The organism is Melioribacter sp. Ez-97, from assembly GCF_051488665.1.
GTDB lineage: Bacteria > Bacteroidota > Ignavibacteria > Ignavibacteriales > Melioribacteraceae > Melioribacter.
In genome coordinates, this window is sequence record NZ_JBPSEG010000004.1 from 202,405 (window position 1) to 219,186 (window position 16,782).

General features: G+C 38.6%; 11 protein-coding genes. 1 reads left to right on the plus strand and 10 read right to left on the minus strand.

Annotation, left to right across the window (positions count from 1 at the left end):
- Positions 1-1,127 precede the first annotated feature (1,127 nt).
- The 10 genes from ACSSWA_RS07260 to ACSSWA_RS07305 form a co-directional block, all read right to left on the minus strand.
- On the minus strand, positions 1,128-2,438 hold the full coding sequence (locus tag ACSSWA_RS07260; protein ID WP_437355898.1) for a TrpB-like pyridoxal phosphate-dependent enzyme: 1,311 nt from the start codon (positions 2,436-2,438) through the stop codon (positions 1,128-1,130).
- A gap of 291 nt (positions 2,439-2,729) precedes the next feature.
- On the minus strand, positions 2,730-5,429 hold the full coding sequence (locus ACSSWA_RS07265) for a CUB domain-containing protein (protein WP_437355899.1): 2,700 nt from the start codon (positions 5,427-5,429) through the stop codon (positions 2,730-2,732).
- Positions 5,430-5,649: 220 nt separating this feature from the next.
- A complete protein-coding gene (locus tag ACSSWA_RS07270; protein ID WP_437355900.1) occupies positions 5,650-6,132 on the minus strand; it encodes a hypothetical protein in 483 nt (160 codons plus the stop codon).
- A 100-nt stretch (positions 6,133-6,232) separates the two neighbouring features.
- Positions 6,233-6,991, minus strand: a complete 759-nt coding sequence (locus ACSSWA_RS07275) for a hypothetical protein (protein ID WP_437355901.1) — start codon at positions 6,989-6,991, stop codon at positions 6,233-6,235.
- A 24-nt stretch (positions 6,992-7,015) separates the two neighbouring features.
- Positions 7,016-7,423 (minus strand): hypothetical protein, encoded by a 408-nt coding sequence (locus tag ACSSWA_RS07280; RefSeq protein ID WP_437355902.1) that lies wholly within the window; start codon positions 7,421-7,423, stop codon positions 7,016-7,018.
- Complete coding sequence (locus ACSSWA_RS07285; RefSeq protein WP_014855221.1) at positions 7,420-7,740, minus strand: DUF898 family protein; 321 nt, start codon at positions 7,738-7,740, stop codon at positions 7,420-7,422. Before ACSSWA_RS07285 ends, ACSSWA_RS07280 begins: the two co-directional genes overlap by 4 nt.
- A 152-nt stretch (positions 7,741-7,892) precedes the next feature.
- Positions 7,893-9,296 (minus strand): hypothetical protein, encoded by a 1,404-nt coding sequence (locus ACSSWA_RS07290; protein WP_437355903.1) that lies wholly within the window; start codon positions 9,294-9,296, stop codon positions 7,893-7,895.
- Positions 9,297-9,647: 351 nt separating this feature from the next.
- On the minus strand, positions 9,648-11,102 hold the full coding sequence (locus ACSSWA_RS07295) for a hypothetical protein (protein ID WP_437355904.1): 1,455 nt from the start codon (positions 11,100-11,102) through the stop codon (positions 9,648-9,650).
- A gap of 52 nt (positions 11,103-11,154) precedes the next feature.
- Positions 11,155-12,186, minus strand: coding sequence for a hypothetical protein (locus tag ACSSWA_RS07300; protein WP_437355905.1), 1,032 nt, complete (start codon positions 12,184-12,186; stop codon positions 11,155-11,157).
- Between the two features lie 121 nt (positions 12,187-12,307).
- Positions 12,308-14,251: a chemotaxis protein CheW gene (locus tag ACSSWA_RS07305; protein WP_437355906.1), complete on the minus strand. Its 1,944-nt coding sequence runs from the start codon at positions 14,249-14,251 to the stop codon at positions 12,308-12,310.
- 229 nt (positions 14,252-14,480) lie between these two features.
- Here ACSSWA_RS07305 and ACSSWA_RS07310 point away from each other — a divergent pair, with 229 nt between their 5' ends.
- A complete protein-coding gene (locus tag ACSSWA_RS07310) occupies positions 14,481-16,769 on the plus strand; it encodes a glycosyltransferase family 4 protein (protein ID WP_437355907.1) in 2,289 nt (762 codons plus the stop codon).
- The last annotated feature ends 13 nt before the right edge of the window (positions 16,770-16,782 follow it).

Below are 16,782 nucleotides of genomic sequence, written 5' to 3' on the forward strand. Positions count from 1 at the left end.
TTTGAGGGTTTTGGAGTTTGGGGGTTTTGGAGTTTTGGGGTTCAACGTTTTTCGTTTTGGGGTTCCAGGTTTGGCAGTTTGTTTTTTGTACAAAACTGTATAAGAAGAACCCCGTCACGCGTGCACTTCCGCACGTCCTCGTCTTTGCGGACGGGCATCACATGTGAACAAACTCTGAACAAAATCCCGTCTTTGCGAGGAGCGAGCAAAGCGAGCGACGAAGCAAACTCATATGAATGCGAGAGATTACTTCGCCCCGCTAAAGCGGGTCTCGTAATGACATTACAGACATAAGTAAGTCTTTGCGGAGAGTGGTATGTGGGAAGCAAAATCTAAGCAAAATCCCGTCTTTGCGAGGAGCGAGCAAAGCGAGTGACGAAGCAAACTCATATGAATAGCAATGAGATTACTTCGTAATAACGTTACAGACTTAAATACGTCTTTGCGGACAGGCATCACAAGTGAACAAACTCTGAAAAAAACGTCGTCTTTCTGAGGAGTCCCGACGAAGGCGGGACGACGAAGAATCTGCGGATGACTTTTGATTAATATTCAAAAACATTAATTGATTGAGATACTTCCCCCGCCGTTGGCGGGGTCAGTATGACAAATGACGGATTGCGTAGGTCTTTGCGACCCCGCAGTATGCGGGGGAAGCAAACTCTGAACAAAACTTTGTCTCTGCAACCCCCGGAGTATGTTGGGGATTCAAACTCTGAATAAAACCTCGTCTTTGCGAGGAGCGAGCAAAGCGAACGACGAAGCAAACTCATATGAACAGCGGTGAGATTACTTCGTAATGACGGACGCCGGATTGAACAGGTCTTTGCGAACGAGCGGAGCGAGTGAAGCAAACCCTAAACAAAACACTGTCTTTGCGAGGAGATCCGACGAAGACGGAACGACGAAGAATCTACGGATGACTTTTGATTAATATTCAAAAACATTAATTGATTGAGATACTTCCCCCGCCATTGGCGGGGTCAGTATGACAAATGATAGATTGCGTAGGTCTTTGCGACCCCGCAGTATGCGGGGGAAGCAAACTCTAATGTATACCAGTGAGATTACTTCGTAATGACATTACAGACTTAAATACGTCATTGCGAACTAATCCGTTTATTTACTCACCCGCCGTTCAATTGATTTTCCAGATAAAGTTCATAAGCTCCGAGGTCGAGAAATCCGTGTCCCGACAAATTAAACAAAATCGTTTTTGATTCTCCGGTTTCTTTGCATTTCAATGCCTGTTCGACCGCTTCTTTAACGGCATGAGAACTTTCGGGCGCGGGCACAATACCTTCCGTCTGAGCGAAGATTTGAGCTGCTTTGAAAACTTCGAGTTGTTCGTAAGCCGACGCCGAAATAATGCCCTGATTATAAAGGTGAGATATCGAAGGAGCCATACCGTGATATCTCAATCCGCCGGCGTGAATTTTGGGCGGTATAAAATCGTGACCGAGAGTATACATTTTCAATAAAGGCGTCATGCCCGCTTCGTCGCCGAAGTCGTAATCGAACTTGCCTTTTGTCAAAGTGGGACACGAAGCCGGCTCTACGGCGATAACTTCGAGATTCTTTCTTTCGCCGCTCAGTTTGTCTTTAATAAACGGGAAAGCCAGGCCGGCAAAGTTGCTGCCGCCCCCTGCGCATCCGATTACAATATCGGGATAGTCGTCCACAATTTCCATTTGCAATTTGGCTTCTTCTCCGATTACGGTTTGATGCAGCAGAACATGATTCAAAACGCTGCCGAGACTGTAATTCGTATCGTCCCGTTGAACGGCGACTTCAACCGCTTCGCTGATTGCAATGCCGAGCGAGCCGGGAGAATCGGGATCGGCTTCCAGTACTTTTCTGCCTGCGTTCGTTAAATTAGTAGGACTCGCATGCACAGTAGCCCCGAACAATTTCATAAACGTTTTACGATACGGTTTTTGATTATAGCTGACTTTTACCATAAAGACTTCGCATTCCAAACCGAAATGTTTGCATGCCATTGAAAGCGCGCTGCCCCATTGACCGGCTCCGGTTTCGGTAACGAGTTTTTTGATTCCGGCTTTTTTGTTGTAATAAGCCTGGGCGTACGAGGTATTTGTTTTGTGGCTTCCCGTCGGATTTGCGCCTTCGTATTTGAAATAAATTTTTGCGGGCGTGTCGAGTTCTTTTTCGAGATTTGCGGCGCGAATTAACGGCGTCGGTCTGCTTATTCTATATAGATCTCTTACTTCGTCGGGAATTTCGATATACCGTTCGGTAGAAACCTCCTGCATAATCAAATCCATCGGAAAGATAGCCGATAAATCCTCCGGACCGGCGGGTTGTTTTGTTGCGGGATTCAACGGCGGGTCCATCGGAACGGGCAAATCCGCAAGAATATTGTAATAATGAGTTGGCATTTTAGATTGTTCGAGAAAAACTATTTTGTTGTCCGACATTTTTTTAACCTCCGATTTATTAGTGAGAAAAATCTAAGCCCGTATAACAAAAAAGCCGTGAACGGTTCTACCATCCACGGCTTTATTGATTGCAAAATATTTAAAGTCCTAGGACGGCAGAGAGGAATATCTCCACTGCCACCAGAACAAATTAACTTTAGCGATATTTAATTTTCCGTTCATTTGAATGCAAAGATAAATTTTAAGAATTCAATAGTCAATAAAAAATATCAGGGTTCGAGTAAAAATTACTCTCCCCCCGACCACCCTCAAACAATTATTATGGAATGATTACTTTAAAAGAATGAGTTTTTTAGTTTCGGAAAACTCGCCGGACTGCATTCTGTAAAGGTATATACCGTTGCTCAGATTACCGCCGTCGAATTCTACTTCATAGTTGCCAGGAGATTTTTCTTCATTAACCAGCGTTGCAATTTCTCTGCCGAGTATATCGTAAACTGTAATGTTTACAAAGCTTGTTTTAGGCACAGAGTATTTTATTTTCGTTGACGGGTTGAAGGGGTTGGGGTAATTTTGATACAAAAAATAATTTTTTGGTACATAAATATTGTTTGTTACATATGTCAATGGTTCATCCGAACCTAAGATAAACTCACTAAAATTTATTACTGTTGTGAACAAAGTATTGCTTGTTGCGTCATATGTACTTGGTAATTCATTAAATAAGCCAATTCCTGGGCTAGAACGACTGTAAACCTTAATTGTGCTTGGATTTATAATTCTATCTGGTAATTGAGATAAATCAATCATAATTTCAGCAACGAATGATAAAAGCCCTACTTGATTTATAACCCAACGATATTTGCTAATATTCTTCGGTGCTTTTCCTATGAAACCGATTTGATCGGGTTCTTTTGCAAAAAAATTTACAGTGCAACTACCTAAACCATTTATAGATTTGAAATTTATTGCTGCGGCAGTTTTATTGCCGTTAGAATTGAAATTATAGATACCCTTGGATGTAACTATTTGAGTAACAGATATACCAGGTTCACCAAATGGAACAATATGCACAATTTGCCCCGAGAATGTTTTGTAATCTGGTATGCAGCCATTATTTTTTCCACCCCCATTTCCTATTTTGACCGTTCCATCTTGGTAGTATACAGCCCAATCATAAAAACAAAAATCAGGGTGAACGTAGTTATAGTTTCCATCACCAGTAAATACTTCTACTGGACCAGGGAGAGTTACAATTATTGGGGGACCAAAAAATTTTCTATAATTTTCTGGTATTATATATTTCTGTGAGATAATGTTGTAAATGCATTCTTGATAAGGGAATATAGATTTATCTTTCCAATTGTCATTGTTAATTATTTTTCTGGGATAATGAAATTTTGGGTCATTTCCATTGTAGTAGCTTTGTCCAATATATTTTACTGCTCCATTATAATAAGCAAGAGGGTAATACCAATTTTCAAGAATTCTTGCATCGTCTTCTGCGCCCCCCGAACCAATTGGGTATGGGGCAATTTTTTTTGCTACCAAAAGCCTAGTCCCAATTTCAAGATTGTACCTCCAATTATGCTTTAGAAAGTCAATATTTACCTCAACTAAATCATAATAAATATAAAAATTATTTTCTCCTTGTTCATGTCCCTCTTCAACATTTGTAGCTAAATATAATTTAGTTTTATCAACATTAACAGGTACAGTTACCTGCATTAATCCCCATCCTTTTTTAACTATATTCCCATAAGCGTCTTTTTCGTTATGAAAGATTGGACTACCATCATCATTAAATTGTCTCCAACCCGATTCCTGTTCTACAATTGCTTTAATAATTACTGATGGCACTTTGTATTTCAAAGATAATTGTTCAATATAATCAGAAATTTCCTGATAAGTTGGTATCCAGGAAGAAGATTCATATTTTGCAGACCATCCTTTACTAGTTGTCAACCAATCAGTGGTAAATCGCACAAGCATAGACCCCTGAGAAGAAGTAATTGATGATGGTATAGTATTTCCGCTAAATTTTCCAATGATTGGTGAATCAGCATTAGAACCATCATAAACAGTAACAAAATCATAATCTTTTTCTGTATCAAATGATAGAAATGTTAAAATAATATTTTCCGCATTATCTGGTTTTATAAGGTAATAGAGGTCTAAGTTATTATCATAATTATCATTGCCGCTTCCATCATCAAAAGTAAGTTTATCTTTTGTTAAAATAACTTGATTTCCGGTTTCAAAATTATTGACGGAAGAAAATTGACTTATTGAATTTTCATTAATTGCAATAACTTTACAGTAATAATAATTAACTGGTTTTAAGTTAGTATTATAAGTTAGTTCATTTTCATTCGCCATATAATAAGTAAATCCACTAAAAATGCTGCTTGTACTCCATTGAATTTGATACCAGTTTGCATATTCAACCCTATTCCATTGAAATTCCACATTAAGCCATGGAATTGTTGAATTATTTTCCGGATAAATTATTTGTGATTTTTCTAATGATATACCTGAAGATACTGTTGTATACTCATAAACCTCCGACCAATCGCTGGTTTCATATGTATATGTATTTAATGCTCTAACACGCCAGTAATATGTTGAATTATTCTTAAAATCTTGGGGATATCTTATAGCTGGTGCAAAATAAAGAGAATCAATTGTTAGTGGTTCTTCAAATTGCCAATAAGGATTCGAGATTATATTGAAATAAAAATATTGGTCTGTTGATATTTGCAATTCATAACGATTAGCATTTGGGATTGTACCAATTATGAAAATTGGTACAATTGGAATATCTGTTGAGTTATTTTCAGGATATATCATTTTGGGGGTACTTAAATTAACTATGTAATTTATCGTTCCATTTTTTGAAAGATGATTTTGATTGTCTATATCCCCCTGAATTCCGTTCGGGGTTTTTGATTGAGAGAAACTATTATTAATTAATAAAAATGAATAAATTAAAAAAAATAGTTTTTTATAGGTTGCTCTATTACTGCACATAATGTAATGAACCCCTCTTACTTTTATAGTTATTTTATTATTATGGCCCGGACCTGTTATTAAATAATGACTCCCCTTCTAAATCCTTATTTTCAACTATCAAGTTCAATAATACTAGTCTAAATCCCGTAACTGTAAATCCTGAGATTAATAAATAATAAGAAGAAAATTTTATATGTAATAAGTTGCTAAATTAGATTTGTAAGTATTTATTTAAACACTATCTGCTCACCACCTTCTCTCCCTTATCTCCTTCTGTAATAATTATTCCCGTTGGAGTGGAAGCGGTTGCATAATCTGGAAAAACATTATCTACACGTATTATTCCTTTTTTAGTTTTTTCTTTAATAACTTTTGAACCTATTTTAATTTCTTTGCCAATGCCAATTACCTCAAATTCATCACCAACAGAAATTCCATTTCCATCTGAAGCATAACAGTCAAGGGATAATTCAATCTCATATCTATTAGCTAAATTAACGGTGCCAATAATGAATTTGGGAACTATCGGAGCATCTATTGCATTATTCTGCGGATACACCATTTCCGGTATACGTAAAGTCGCCGCTTGTTTATTAAGATTTTTTAAATCATCAGCTTCTATGTTAGAAATTACGCACATAATTCCTTCGAGTACTTTTGATTGTCCGAAATCATTTCCTATCATTATAAACCATATAATAATGGTAAGAAAGAATTCCAAGCGAAATCTCCTTTCGTAATACATTTGTGTTATTCCTTCATATTAACAATCTAACCAAGCGAACAAAACAATGATATTATTTTCAAGCTTTTACTGTGAGTTACCGTCCAATTCCAAAATTAACCCCTAATCTTACTTCCGGACCCATTAACTTAAACGGGGAATCGTTTGTCCTTTTATTATCAATATAAAATGCGAGGTTATTTGCATCTAGATCTTCATTTGCTGTTACATTTGTTCCATTTTGATCCGGACCCGTAAAGCTAACTTCCGGTTTTAGGTCTATATTTATTGAATAACTACCCGATAAAATTATTTGAGCATTAGGGCTTACATCGATTACAAAAGCTAAATTCGGTCTAATAAAAGCATACCATCCAACCATGCTTAAATCAACATTTGCAAAATTTTGAAACCGGGTATCATTTACCTGTATCCAAGTTGTATGGTTTTCCAATGTTCCAAGTGATTTATTATAGTACCCTACTCCCCCAGAAATGCTTGGCAAGAACGAAATATTTTTTTCACCAGTAATAAAGAAAGGATAGCCGATACTACCGCCACCATCTATACCAAAGTATTTCCCCAAAAACAAATCCACAAAAGCGTCCCAATACATATTTTGAGTTTTTGAATAATTGTTATAATTAAATCCCAAATTAAAAACCGTCTTGCCACTTAATTCAATGTCAGTAAAAAAATTATCCGGGGCTGGTGATTCATCACGATACCAAAACCAGATATTGGAACCCCTGTATTCAATAAATTTTAATCCTCCATATACTGTTACATTTCTTTGAGCCGATGCATGCTCGCAAACAAATAAAAATGCAACAAATAATATTGTAAAAGTTTTCATTTTGCCTCCAATTATATGAAAAAATTAATCTCTTTTTTCGAGTTCACAATCAATAGGATACATACAAATATTACTGCTAAATTTTCCGATAATTCTACTACCATTTAACTTTCCATGTATATTTATTTTTATTGATGAACCTAACACTGAGCCGGCTTCCCCATTTAACGAAACTGCCTTGCCTTCAATAAATCCTTGTACATCAATAGTATTTTGTTGAGGGTTATTTTGCAGACTCATCGTCAGTAACCCGTTTAAATTTTTTTCATTCTGACTAAGAAGTAATTCAAGCTGTAAAGTTGTAACTTTATTACCCCTTATCTCAGTAGCAGTACCCCTCCAATTACCGGATAAGTTCGGTTCATTTGAACAACCAAAAGAATATACTATAAATGTAATTAACACAAATTTTATCGAACATCTTTTATTCATATTTCCCCCTCAAACTCCATATGCTCAACAATCCATTTTTGTAAATCAGGAATAATCCATATGGCATAAATGCCGAAAGTGACTATTAACAGGAAGAACCATTTAATCCATAAACCGAACAAACCAGCACCGCTGCCAATAAATTTGCAGCGTCTGCCATTGATAATTGTGTGCTTTGCTATCCATTGTTGTTTAAGAACAACCGCCCATGGGAATGCAAGACCGAGTGATAATAACGTAATTAAAAAAGCCGCAACGGCAGTACCGAAAAATGTCCCGGCACCTCCATCGAATGAAAAGTTTTTTGATTTTGTCATAAATTTATTCTTCTTAAAAATGGTAGAATTTTACTTCTCATCTGTTTTTCAACAACAAACCATATGATGCTTAACTTGCAAGCAAATTCACTTAAATTTTATCAATTTTTTCTCATTGGCAACCACTATTTACATATGTTCATACAGATAAATTATCTGCTCAACTCCTTCTCAATCCATTCACTTAACTGGTCATATAATTTTACATTCCATTCCCTCTCAACATCAATGTCTCTTGAAGGTGCATTATTCCCTCCTGGATATTGAACTGTTACCGGTTCTTTCGATACTGTATGATATTTTCCAAATCCTGTTTTAACATCAACTACACGACCCTGAATCTCTATCCCATAAGTGACCATAACGTTAGCGAGAACGCGTCTTGTTTTCGTTAAACGCTGCTTTGTGTTACTATCATATTCATCATATTCTTCATCTCGGTAGATAGGATTTCTCAATACTTGTGTTTTTTTCAAAAATTTACCATATACAAGCTTGTCTACTCCAAGAAGTTTACCGGTTTCTTTTTCCGATAAAGATGATTCTAATTGTAATAGTGAAAGGAAGTAATCGCGGTCATAAACATTGAAATTCGATTGTGCTAATCTTGTGCTTATAAAGACGGATGCCAGCCAGCCATCGGCTTTATCATTAATTGCCTTTGTATCAAATTCCATTACTGCAACATTAGGTGCGTCTTTTTTATATGCAGTTAATCCTCCACTAGCTGCTTTTGATTCAGATTCAGCTTCAACCAGCGTTTGCAATTTTTTTCTTGCTTCAGAAAAAGCTTCGGGTTTTATCCGTTTGAAAATGCTTGTTTTTTGATTGTTATCTTCAGCCATGTTTAAGGCATTGAGGGCATCTCCAAATCGCCTCTGGGTTTCATAGAGATTTGCTAGATTCCCATAAAGTAGGGCTCTTTCAAACCCAGGTTCGTAAGATTCAATAGAAATCTTTATTTTATTTTCCGCTTCATTGAACTTGTCGTTTTTCAAGAGTGAAATAATTTCATCTTTATTCTTATCATCGGACGGAAAGGTGTAGCGTATATAATCGCTTATTTCCTTTTTATAGCCTCCGAGTATTTTTACAATTTGATCCACATAAGAAGCTTCTCCATATCCCTTTAAAAATCGAGCAAATGCTATACGTCCATCTTTTTCAATTATTTTGAATGCAACCTGTCCTCCAATATCCTCAGCAACAAGGAAAAGATCTACATTAGTTTTGTAGCCGAAATTGCTAATACTTTCATTTGTCGCCTTGAGTTTTCTTTCGTGTACAATACTTGTTAATTGCTGGATATCAATAACATTCACATTCAGTTCTTTTTGAAGTCCTTCCATAAGTTTCGCTTGCAATGTTTGATTATCATCAGTTATTGTTGGAAGCACGGCAATTGTTTTGATCCCTTCGAGCTTAACCTGTGGAGCAATGTCGTACGAAAACGATTTAACTCCCATATCTAAGGTTGATAAGGAGGGAGCACACCCGTAAAAAAATAAAACTATAGAAACTACTGCTAAAATTTTTAAAGTATATTTTTTTCCCATTTTTCGCACCTCATTTTGTTTTTGAAAGGATTATTTAAATCAATTATATATTTACCCGAACAGGTAATTTTGCGGAAAATCCTCTGAAAATTTTTTTCAAAAAATTTTTAGAGGTGATATAAATCACGCTTTATGAAATGGGGAGTAAAGTGGCAAGTCATTATGCTGCGAGGGGCGCCAATCATTGTTTTATTCTTTGCAGAATGATCGACAATTTTATTTCTGAATAATTTTAATGCGGATTGCTGTGTCATTAATAATTGCTTTCCCTCAAACTCGCTCGTTTTCTTGAAACTTTTTACTACTTAAGCGGGGAAAACGACGGCCAATAAAGTTTACAGCCAGGTCTTCTTACTCAGGCAGTTTAAACTTCTCGTTCCAATATTTATTCTTTGCCGGGTAGTTAACAAACTTATCCCCATCCCAAAATTGCAACGAATCTTTATATGCGGCTAAATAATCGTTTATTATATCCGGCGAAGTAATTTTTATTTTTTTTATTTTTTCATATTCGTAAAGATATGTCGGGGTTGCTGTTATATATTGTATATTAAAATTCTTATCCAAGACGAATTGTAAGGCAACTTCGATTTTTTGATCAAAATATTCCAATGATTTCACTACTATTCCACTGTCATTAAATTTAGATATGTCGCTTACTCCAATACTTTTAGTTCTTGATAGAGCAGAAGCTAATGCTGTTACCGGGAATAAAATATAATAAGAAGCATTGCCTTTTACTTTGTGACCAATAGAATAAAAATCGGGCATAACTCCCATTAATGTATCACGATCAATTACCATTAAAAACGGCTTGTAGTAACTGCTAACTCCTCCGAAAAATATTTCTTCATCTCCATCCATGTCGATATCAATATTAGCCGCCGCCGTAATATGCCCTGAATGATATAGAGACGATTTTATATTACCGGTTGCTGGACTCAGAGTCGACACAACGCATCCTCCAAAATCATAATCGTGCGCTATTATAAATAATAAATTTTTCTTACCTCTTTTTGCCACAAGGAATTGGTTTATAACCCATTTTGTCCTTTTCCATTTGGGAGCATAATTAAATCTTTCGCTTTCCGGAGCAGCTTTCCATCTTAGGCTGCCGTCGTAATTAAAACAGTAAAGCGTATCGGGATGGTAATTTCCGACATCGTATTCGCCACCTGTTAGAAGCACCTCATTCAAATTATCGCCGTCTATATCTTCCAACATTAATCGACGTCCGTGGTAATTCGTACTCATTAAAGAATCGATATTTCCGCTCAAAGCTCCGGATACGTTCTTCTTCCAGAGCAAATCGCCGTTTATATTGTAAGCTTCGAGCATAAAATCGTTTAGTTTTAACGCAACGGGATTATATTCCGTGTAATCCGTCGGTTTAACCTTGAAAAGCAGTAAGATCAGAATAAACGAGAAAACAAAACTGTATGAAACGGCTTTGATCGGATTTCGTTTAATCCAATATCTTACATTTTTAATTATTCCACGGGGATTTCTCTCAACAATTTCGAACTCCGCGTCGTGTACTTGAATCGAGTCATTTTTCTCCGGAAGACGTTTTCTGTCAAAACCGGAAAAGCCCTCTTCTAATTTATCCGCCAATAGACGATCCAATTCGTCAGGCTCTTTTTTAACAGCCTCTTTGAACCCTCTAAACAGATTGAAATAAGTATCGTATATATCCCTGCAATAAGCGCATTCATCCAAATGCAGCTTTATATTTTCGCTCTCTTCCCGTGTAAATTGCTCCGGCGAGCCCGCGTATAACTCCAATATTTTTTCGTCAATGTGCACCTTAATTCCTTTTTGCAATTAATAATTTAGATGAAACAATATCGCTGCGTAATTATTCGTCTGAAAAAAGATAATACCTGCATTTTTCTTTCAGCAATTTTATCATATACTCGATTTTAGATTTGTATCTAAGATTATATTCCGACTTGTCAATATCGATATATTTTTTCAAATAATCGTAATACGACAAGTTATTGCCTCCGTGAGCTATAAAATCGTGCAAGATATCGTTAACCGCTTCGTATAGTCCTCTGGACTGTTTTTCCGTTAATTTACTCTTTGCGTAGTAATCAATCAATATTTTGCTTTTAATTTCGTTCAAAATAAGATTTTTCAATTGAATAATTTCGTAGTCGTTCAATACTCCGTTAATATCGAATATATCGTCTTCCAGGCGGACGGATTCAAGCCCCATTTCATAATATTCTTTAAACAACAATACAGCGTCGTTTAATAGTATTTCTTTTCTGCAGTCGAGCTGCATAACGGTTTGATATAAAATATTCAGCAAATCTCTTGTTGTATGATTTTTACCGATTTGAGACAAGAAAACCGCTTTAAGTCTATCAAACCCTGCATAAGGTAATTTATCGTAATCTTCAGAACCTATGACATAAATTTCCGAGCCCCTAATCGACTTTCTCAAGGCTAAATTCTCGGTAGGCAAAGTATCTTTTATATTTCTTTTTATCTTAAATCCGGTAGGGTCCAATTCGGCATATACCCTGGCTATATATGCATCTGAAACTCTTCTTAAAAAACTCTGATATGCAAAAAATAATTTCTCGCCTTCTATTTCATATATACTGTCATCCAGAATGTTAATAAAAGAATTTATATTAACAAGATAACCCGATTCGTCCTGAATAAACAAATCTCCCATTATGTCTATAGCTACATCCGTTATATCGAGACCGTTACGAGCGGAGAGGTAAATAAAATTCGATTTAGTATTTATCAAATAGGAAACGATTATCGATTTTGTAATGGCGACGAACTCGCTCAGTTCACGCCTGTTGAGTCTCTTTTCCGAACTACCTATAAAATATGCCCGCAGGTTCTCTAATTTATCTTCCGGCAGCAATTTCCGCCCCGCTCCTCTTAAACGCCCTAAAGAAATAGTCGGCGGAAATATAGCCACTCGATTATTAATTAACAAACGAAATTTCGGTACGCGCTATTAATTATTGTCCGGATCACACCCTTTATCCCGCTTTTTGATATTTCTCCGGTTTCAGGATAACTCCCATATTGAGCAGAATAAAGATAGCCGATTCGGTTTTAGCCAGCGCCATTATATACTCGTCGCTGTCGCTGTTGCCGAAGTCGGGCGCATTTTCGATTTCCGAAGCTTTGACGTCGTAGACTGCTTCCACCTCCTCGACTATCAAACCGACTCTTATAAGCAGACCGTCCACTTCGTCTTCTACGATTACAATTCTCGTCTTGTCGTCGTATTCTTTTTCGGGCATATTGAGTTTTAATCTCAAATCGATTACCGGAACTATATTGCCTCTCAAATTAATTACGCCTTTCACATAGGGCGAAGTGTTGGGAACAGGAGTAATCGGAATAAGACGTATAATTTCTATGATTTTCAGAATCTCAATGCCGTAATGCTCGTTGCCGAGCGAGAAACGGAGATATTTACCTTCCATATTCAAGACCGCTTTGGTTTTACTATCTCTTCCGTCGGAATCGCTCTTTTCGAGCAGAGCTTTTGCCTTAGAGGCAAGGTCGATTTCGCTTACATAACTTTTTGCCGCCGATTTGTCGCTTTCGCTGCAAACCTGGTCGGCAAAACGCTTGTCCACGAATTTATTCAGATCGATAATCGAGCCGATGCCCATTTTGTCGTGCATATAACGCTGAATAAAATCGAGGTCCTGAACAACCGGGTAGAGATTGTTTGTTTTGATGCCTTTCGGCTCGGTCAATACGTTTTTGAGAATCGGGACTTTCAAACCGAGTTCTTTTTTCGGGTCGAGAAAATCGACGGCAATTTCCGCCGCCATCGAAGGTTTCTGCTCGATAAATTTGCCGCTATAAACGAGCATTTCCGTAAATTCTTTGACTGCGTCGGGATAATTATTTATCAACTCTTCCTGGAATGCCACAACGCAGCAGGGATGATTTTCCCACAGCTCGCTCGAGAGGAATTGAAGCTCGGCTATTCCCGATGCGATAGCTTTTGTGCCGAGCGGCTCGGCTACCAGATATCCGCTTGCGTCCGGATTGCCCGCAAGGAATTCCGGCATTTTAATCGGCGCAACCACTTCGAATTCGACGTCGACCCCTTTTTGGCCCGTTACGCCCGGATTCAATCCGATATTTCTGAAAAAGATATGACCCAGCATATTATGAATCGACATCGTATGAGGAATGTAGAAAGATTTACCGCGGAAGAAATCGGCGCCGTGACTGTCGTCTCCGCCGGTTTTATTTCTTACGCAACAGCTGCCGTTTTTATGAGCAAACAATACGAGTCTGAGAGGAACTCCGTAATTGTACAAATCCATCGCAAGGGGAGCCAGAATAAAAGCGACGTCGGCGGAGCCGTCTTCGAGCGCTTTTGCAACCGTATTCCACGAGGGCATACACTCGGTTTCCAATTCGAAATGCTTTGGATTCAGCTCGCCTTTTTTAATTAAATGTTTCATAACGCCGAGCGTAAGGTGATCGGTAATTTGAATATGAATCGCTTTGATTCGCACCTTGCCGCCGCTCGTAATTCTGGGTTCTTTCTTTTTGTCGGCGTTGCTTTCGGTTTTAATTCCGAAAGCTTCGTTTATTTTTTCCTGCAATTCGTCTTTGTTGAAAGGCTTGGAAATAAAACTGCTTACGCCGGCTTCGTTTGCTTTTTCAACTTCCTTTTTTTCGCCTCTGCCGGTAGCCATCAAAAACGGAATGGCAGCCGTCGGCTGATTTCCTCTTACCCACTTCAAAAGCTCGAATCCGTCCATCTCGGGCATGTTCCAATCGCTTATTATCAGGTCGATTTCGGGATTATCTTTCAGATAATCGACCGCGTCGACTCCGTTTTCCGCTTCGACTATATTTGTATATCCGAGTGAATTTAATGTTTTGATTTCCATCTGCCGCATTACGCCGGCGTCTTCTACGAGGAGAATTTTGATGTTTTTATCCATAATAAACTACCCTGATGAGATTTATCCGCATTTATCGATTAAATATTTTTATTGTTATCCGGTTTTATTATCGGATTTCATTCGCTTTTTTTTAATTGAAGAAAAGATCGCATATAATTTAAATTTTAATGGAGATTTTCCGGGAACCTTATCAGCCCGTCGATTTTAGAAAATTCCGACATTTCAAATTTCTTTTCGATTCGATCAACCATAAAGAGAGGAGTAGCTTATGTTGGGACAGCATAATATCAACAAAATAGCATTTGTAGGAAATTATCTCCCGCGTCAGTGCGGAATAGCAACCTTCACTTACGATTTATACAATTCGGTTTCCGAGCAGCATCCTCACGCGGAAACATTCGTCGCCGCGATTACCGATAGAGGTCAAAAATTCGATTATCCGCCGGAAGTCCGTTTCGAAATAATCAAACAGGATATCGACACGTATCAAAAGGCAGCGGATTTTTTGAATTATAACAATGTGGACGTCGTATCGGTGCAACATGAATTCGGTATTTTCGGCGGCAATGCCGGCAGTCACGTCCTTGCTTTAATCCGGAGTCTGAAAATGCCGGTGGTTACTACGCTGCATACAATCCTTCCCGAACCGAATCCCGACCAGCGGCGAGTTATGGACGAGTTGATCGCTTATTCTTCGCGCCTTGTAACGATGACAGAAAAAGGAAAAAAGTTTTTGAAAGAAATCTACAAAGCGCCGGAAGATAAAATCGATTTGATTCCTCACGGAATACCCGATATGCCGTTTGTCGATCCGAATTTTTATAAAGACCGTTTCGGCGTCGAAGGCAAATACGTATTGCTTACATTCGGACTTCTCTCTCCGGGTAAAGGAATTGAACACGTCTTGAAAGCGCTGCCCAAAGTAATTTCGAAGTTTCCGAATCTGGTTTATATTGTATTGGGAGCCACTCATCCGAACATAATTAAAGAACAGGGCGAGTCCTACAGAATGAGTCTTGAACGCCTTGCTCACGACCTCGGCATAAAAAACAATGTGATTTTTTACAACCGGTTCGTCGACGCCGAGGAACTCAAGGAATTTATCGGAGCCGCCGATATTTATATAACGCCTTATTTGAACAAAGCCCAAATTACATCAGGAACGCTTTCCTATTCGTTCGGATGCGGTAAAGCGGTGATTTCAACGCCTTACTGGCACGCAGAGGAATTATTGGCCGACGGTCGAGGCATCCTGGTTCCCTTTGCGGATCACGAAGCGATTGCAAACGAAATAATCAAATTGCTCGAAGACGAAACTCTGCGTCATTCGATCCGGAAACGGGCGTATATGCTCGGTCGCGAAATGGTATGGAGCAATATTGCGCATCACTACCTTAATTCGTTCCAGAAGGCAAGAAGACAACGGGCTATTAAATCGAACGGATATTTTCCCGTCAAGACATTGAGCGAAAAGAGGATGGAACTGCCGGCGTTTAATTTAAATCACCTTAAGAATTTGACTGACAGTACGGGAATTTTCCAGCATGCCCGTTATACTTTTCCTCGTTTCGAAGACGGATACTGTCTCGACGATAATTCGAGAGCGTTTCTGCTGACAGTATTGCTCGATGAACTCGGCATAGCGGACGATCAGATATATTCGCTTGCGTCGAGTTACGCGTCTTTCATCAATTACGCTTACAATCCCGAAAAAAGGCGTTTCAGGAATTTTATGGATTTCAGCCGCAGATGGCTCGAAGAAGTTGGCTCGGACGACGCTCAGGGCAGAACTATCTGGGCTCTCGGCGCATGCGTCGGCAGGTCGACTAAAAACAATTTCAAAGTTTGGGCGCATCAGTTGTTCAATGACTCGGTCAATTCAATCACCGAACTTACGTCGCCTCGAGCGTGGGCTTTCGCCCTCCTCGGCATTAACGATTATTTGAATAAAATGAGCGGCGACAGATTGGTGCTTAACATTCGGGAAGTCCTTACGGATAAGCTCGTTGCCCTTTATAAAAATTGCGCAGACGATAATTGGAAATGGTTCGAAAATATACTGGCATACGACAATGCCCGGCTTTCCCAGGCTTTGATTTTGAGCGGTCATGCCATGAACAATGCGGATGCGCTGAATATCGGACTTGAATCCCTTAAATGGCTTATGGAAGTTCAGACCAAAGAAAAGGGTTACTTCAGACCGGTCGGTTCCGAAGGCTGGTATCCGAAAGGCGGCAAGAAAGCCAATTTCGATCAGCAGCCTGTGTCCGCATACGACGCGGTTTCGGCTTGCGTCGACGCTTATCGTATTACGGGCGACGAGTATTGGTACGATATGGCGAAGACGAGTTTCGAGTGGTTCCTCGGCAGGAACGATCTTGGTCTGCCGCTCTACGACCCGAATTCCGGCGGCTGCTACGACGCTCTGCATGTCGACAGAATTAATCTAAACCAGGGCGCAGAATCGACTCTGTCGTTCCTCTTATCGTTAGCAGAAATTTACAGAATTGAAAATATGATTAAAACATTCGAAAGCGTTAATTCTTTTCACAATTAAAAAGGAGTTCTGC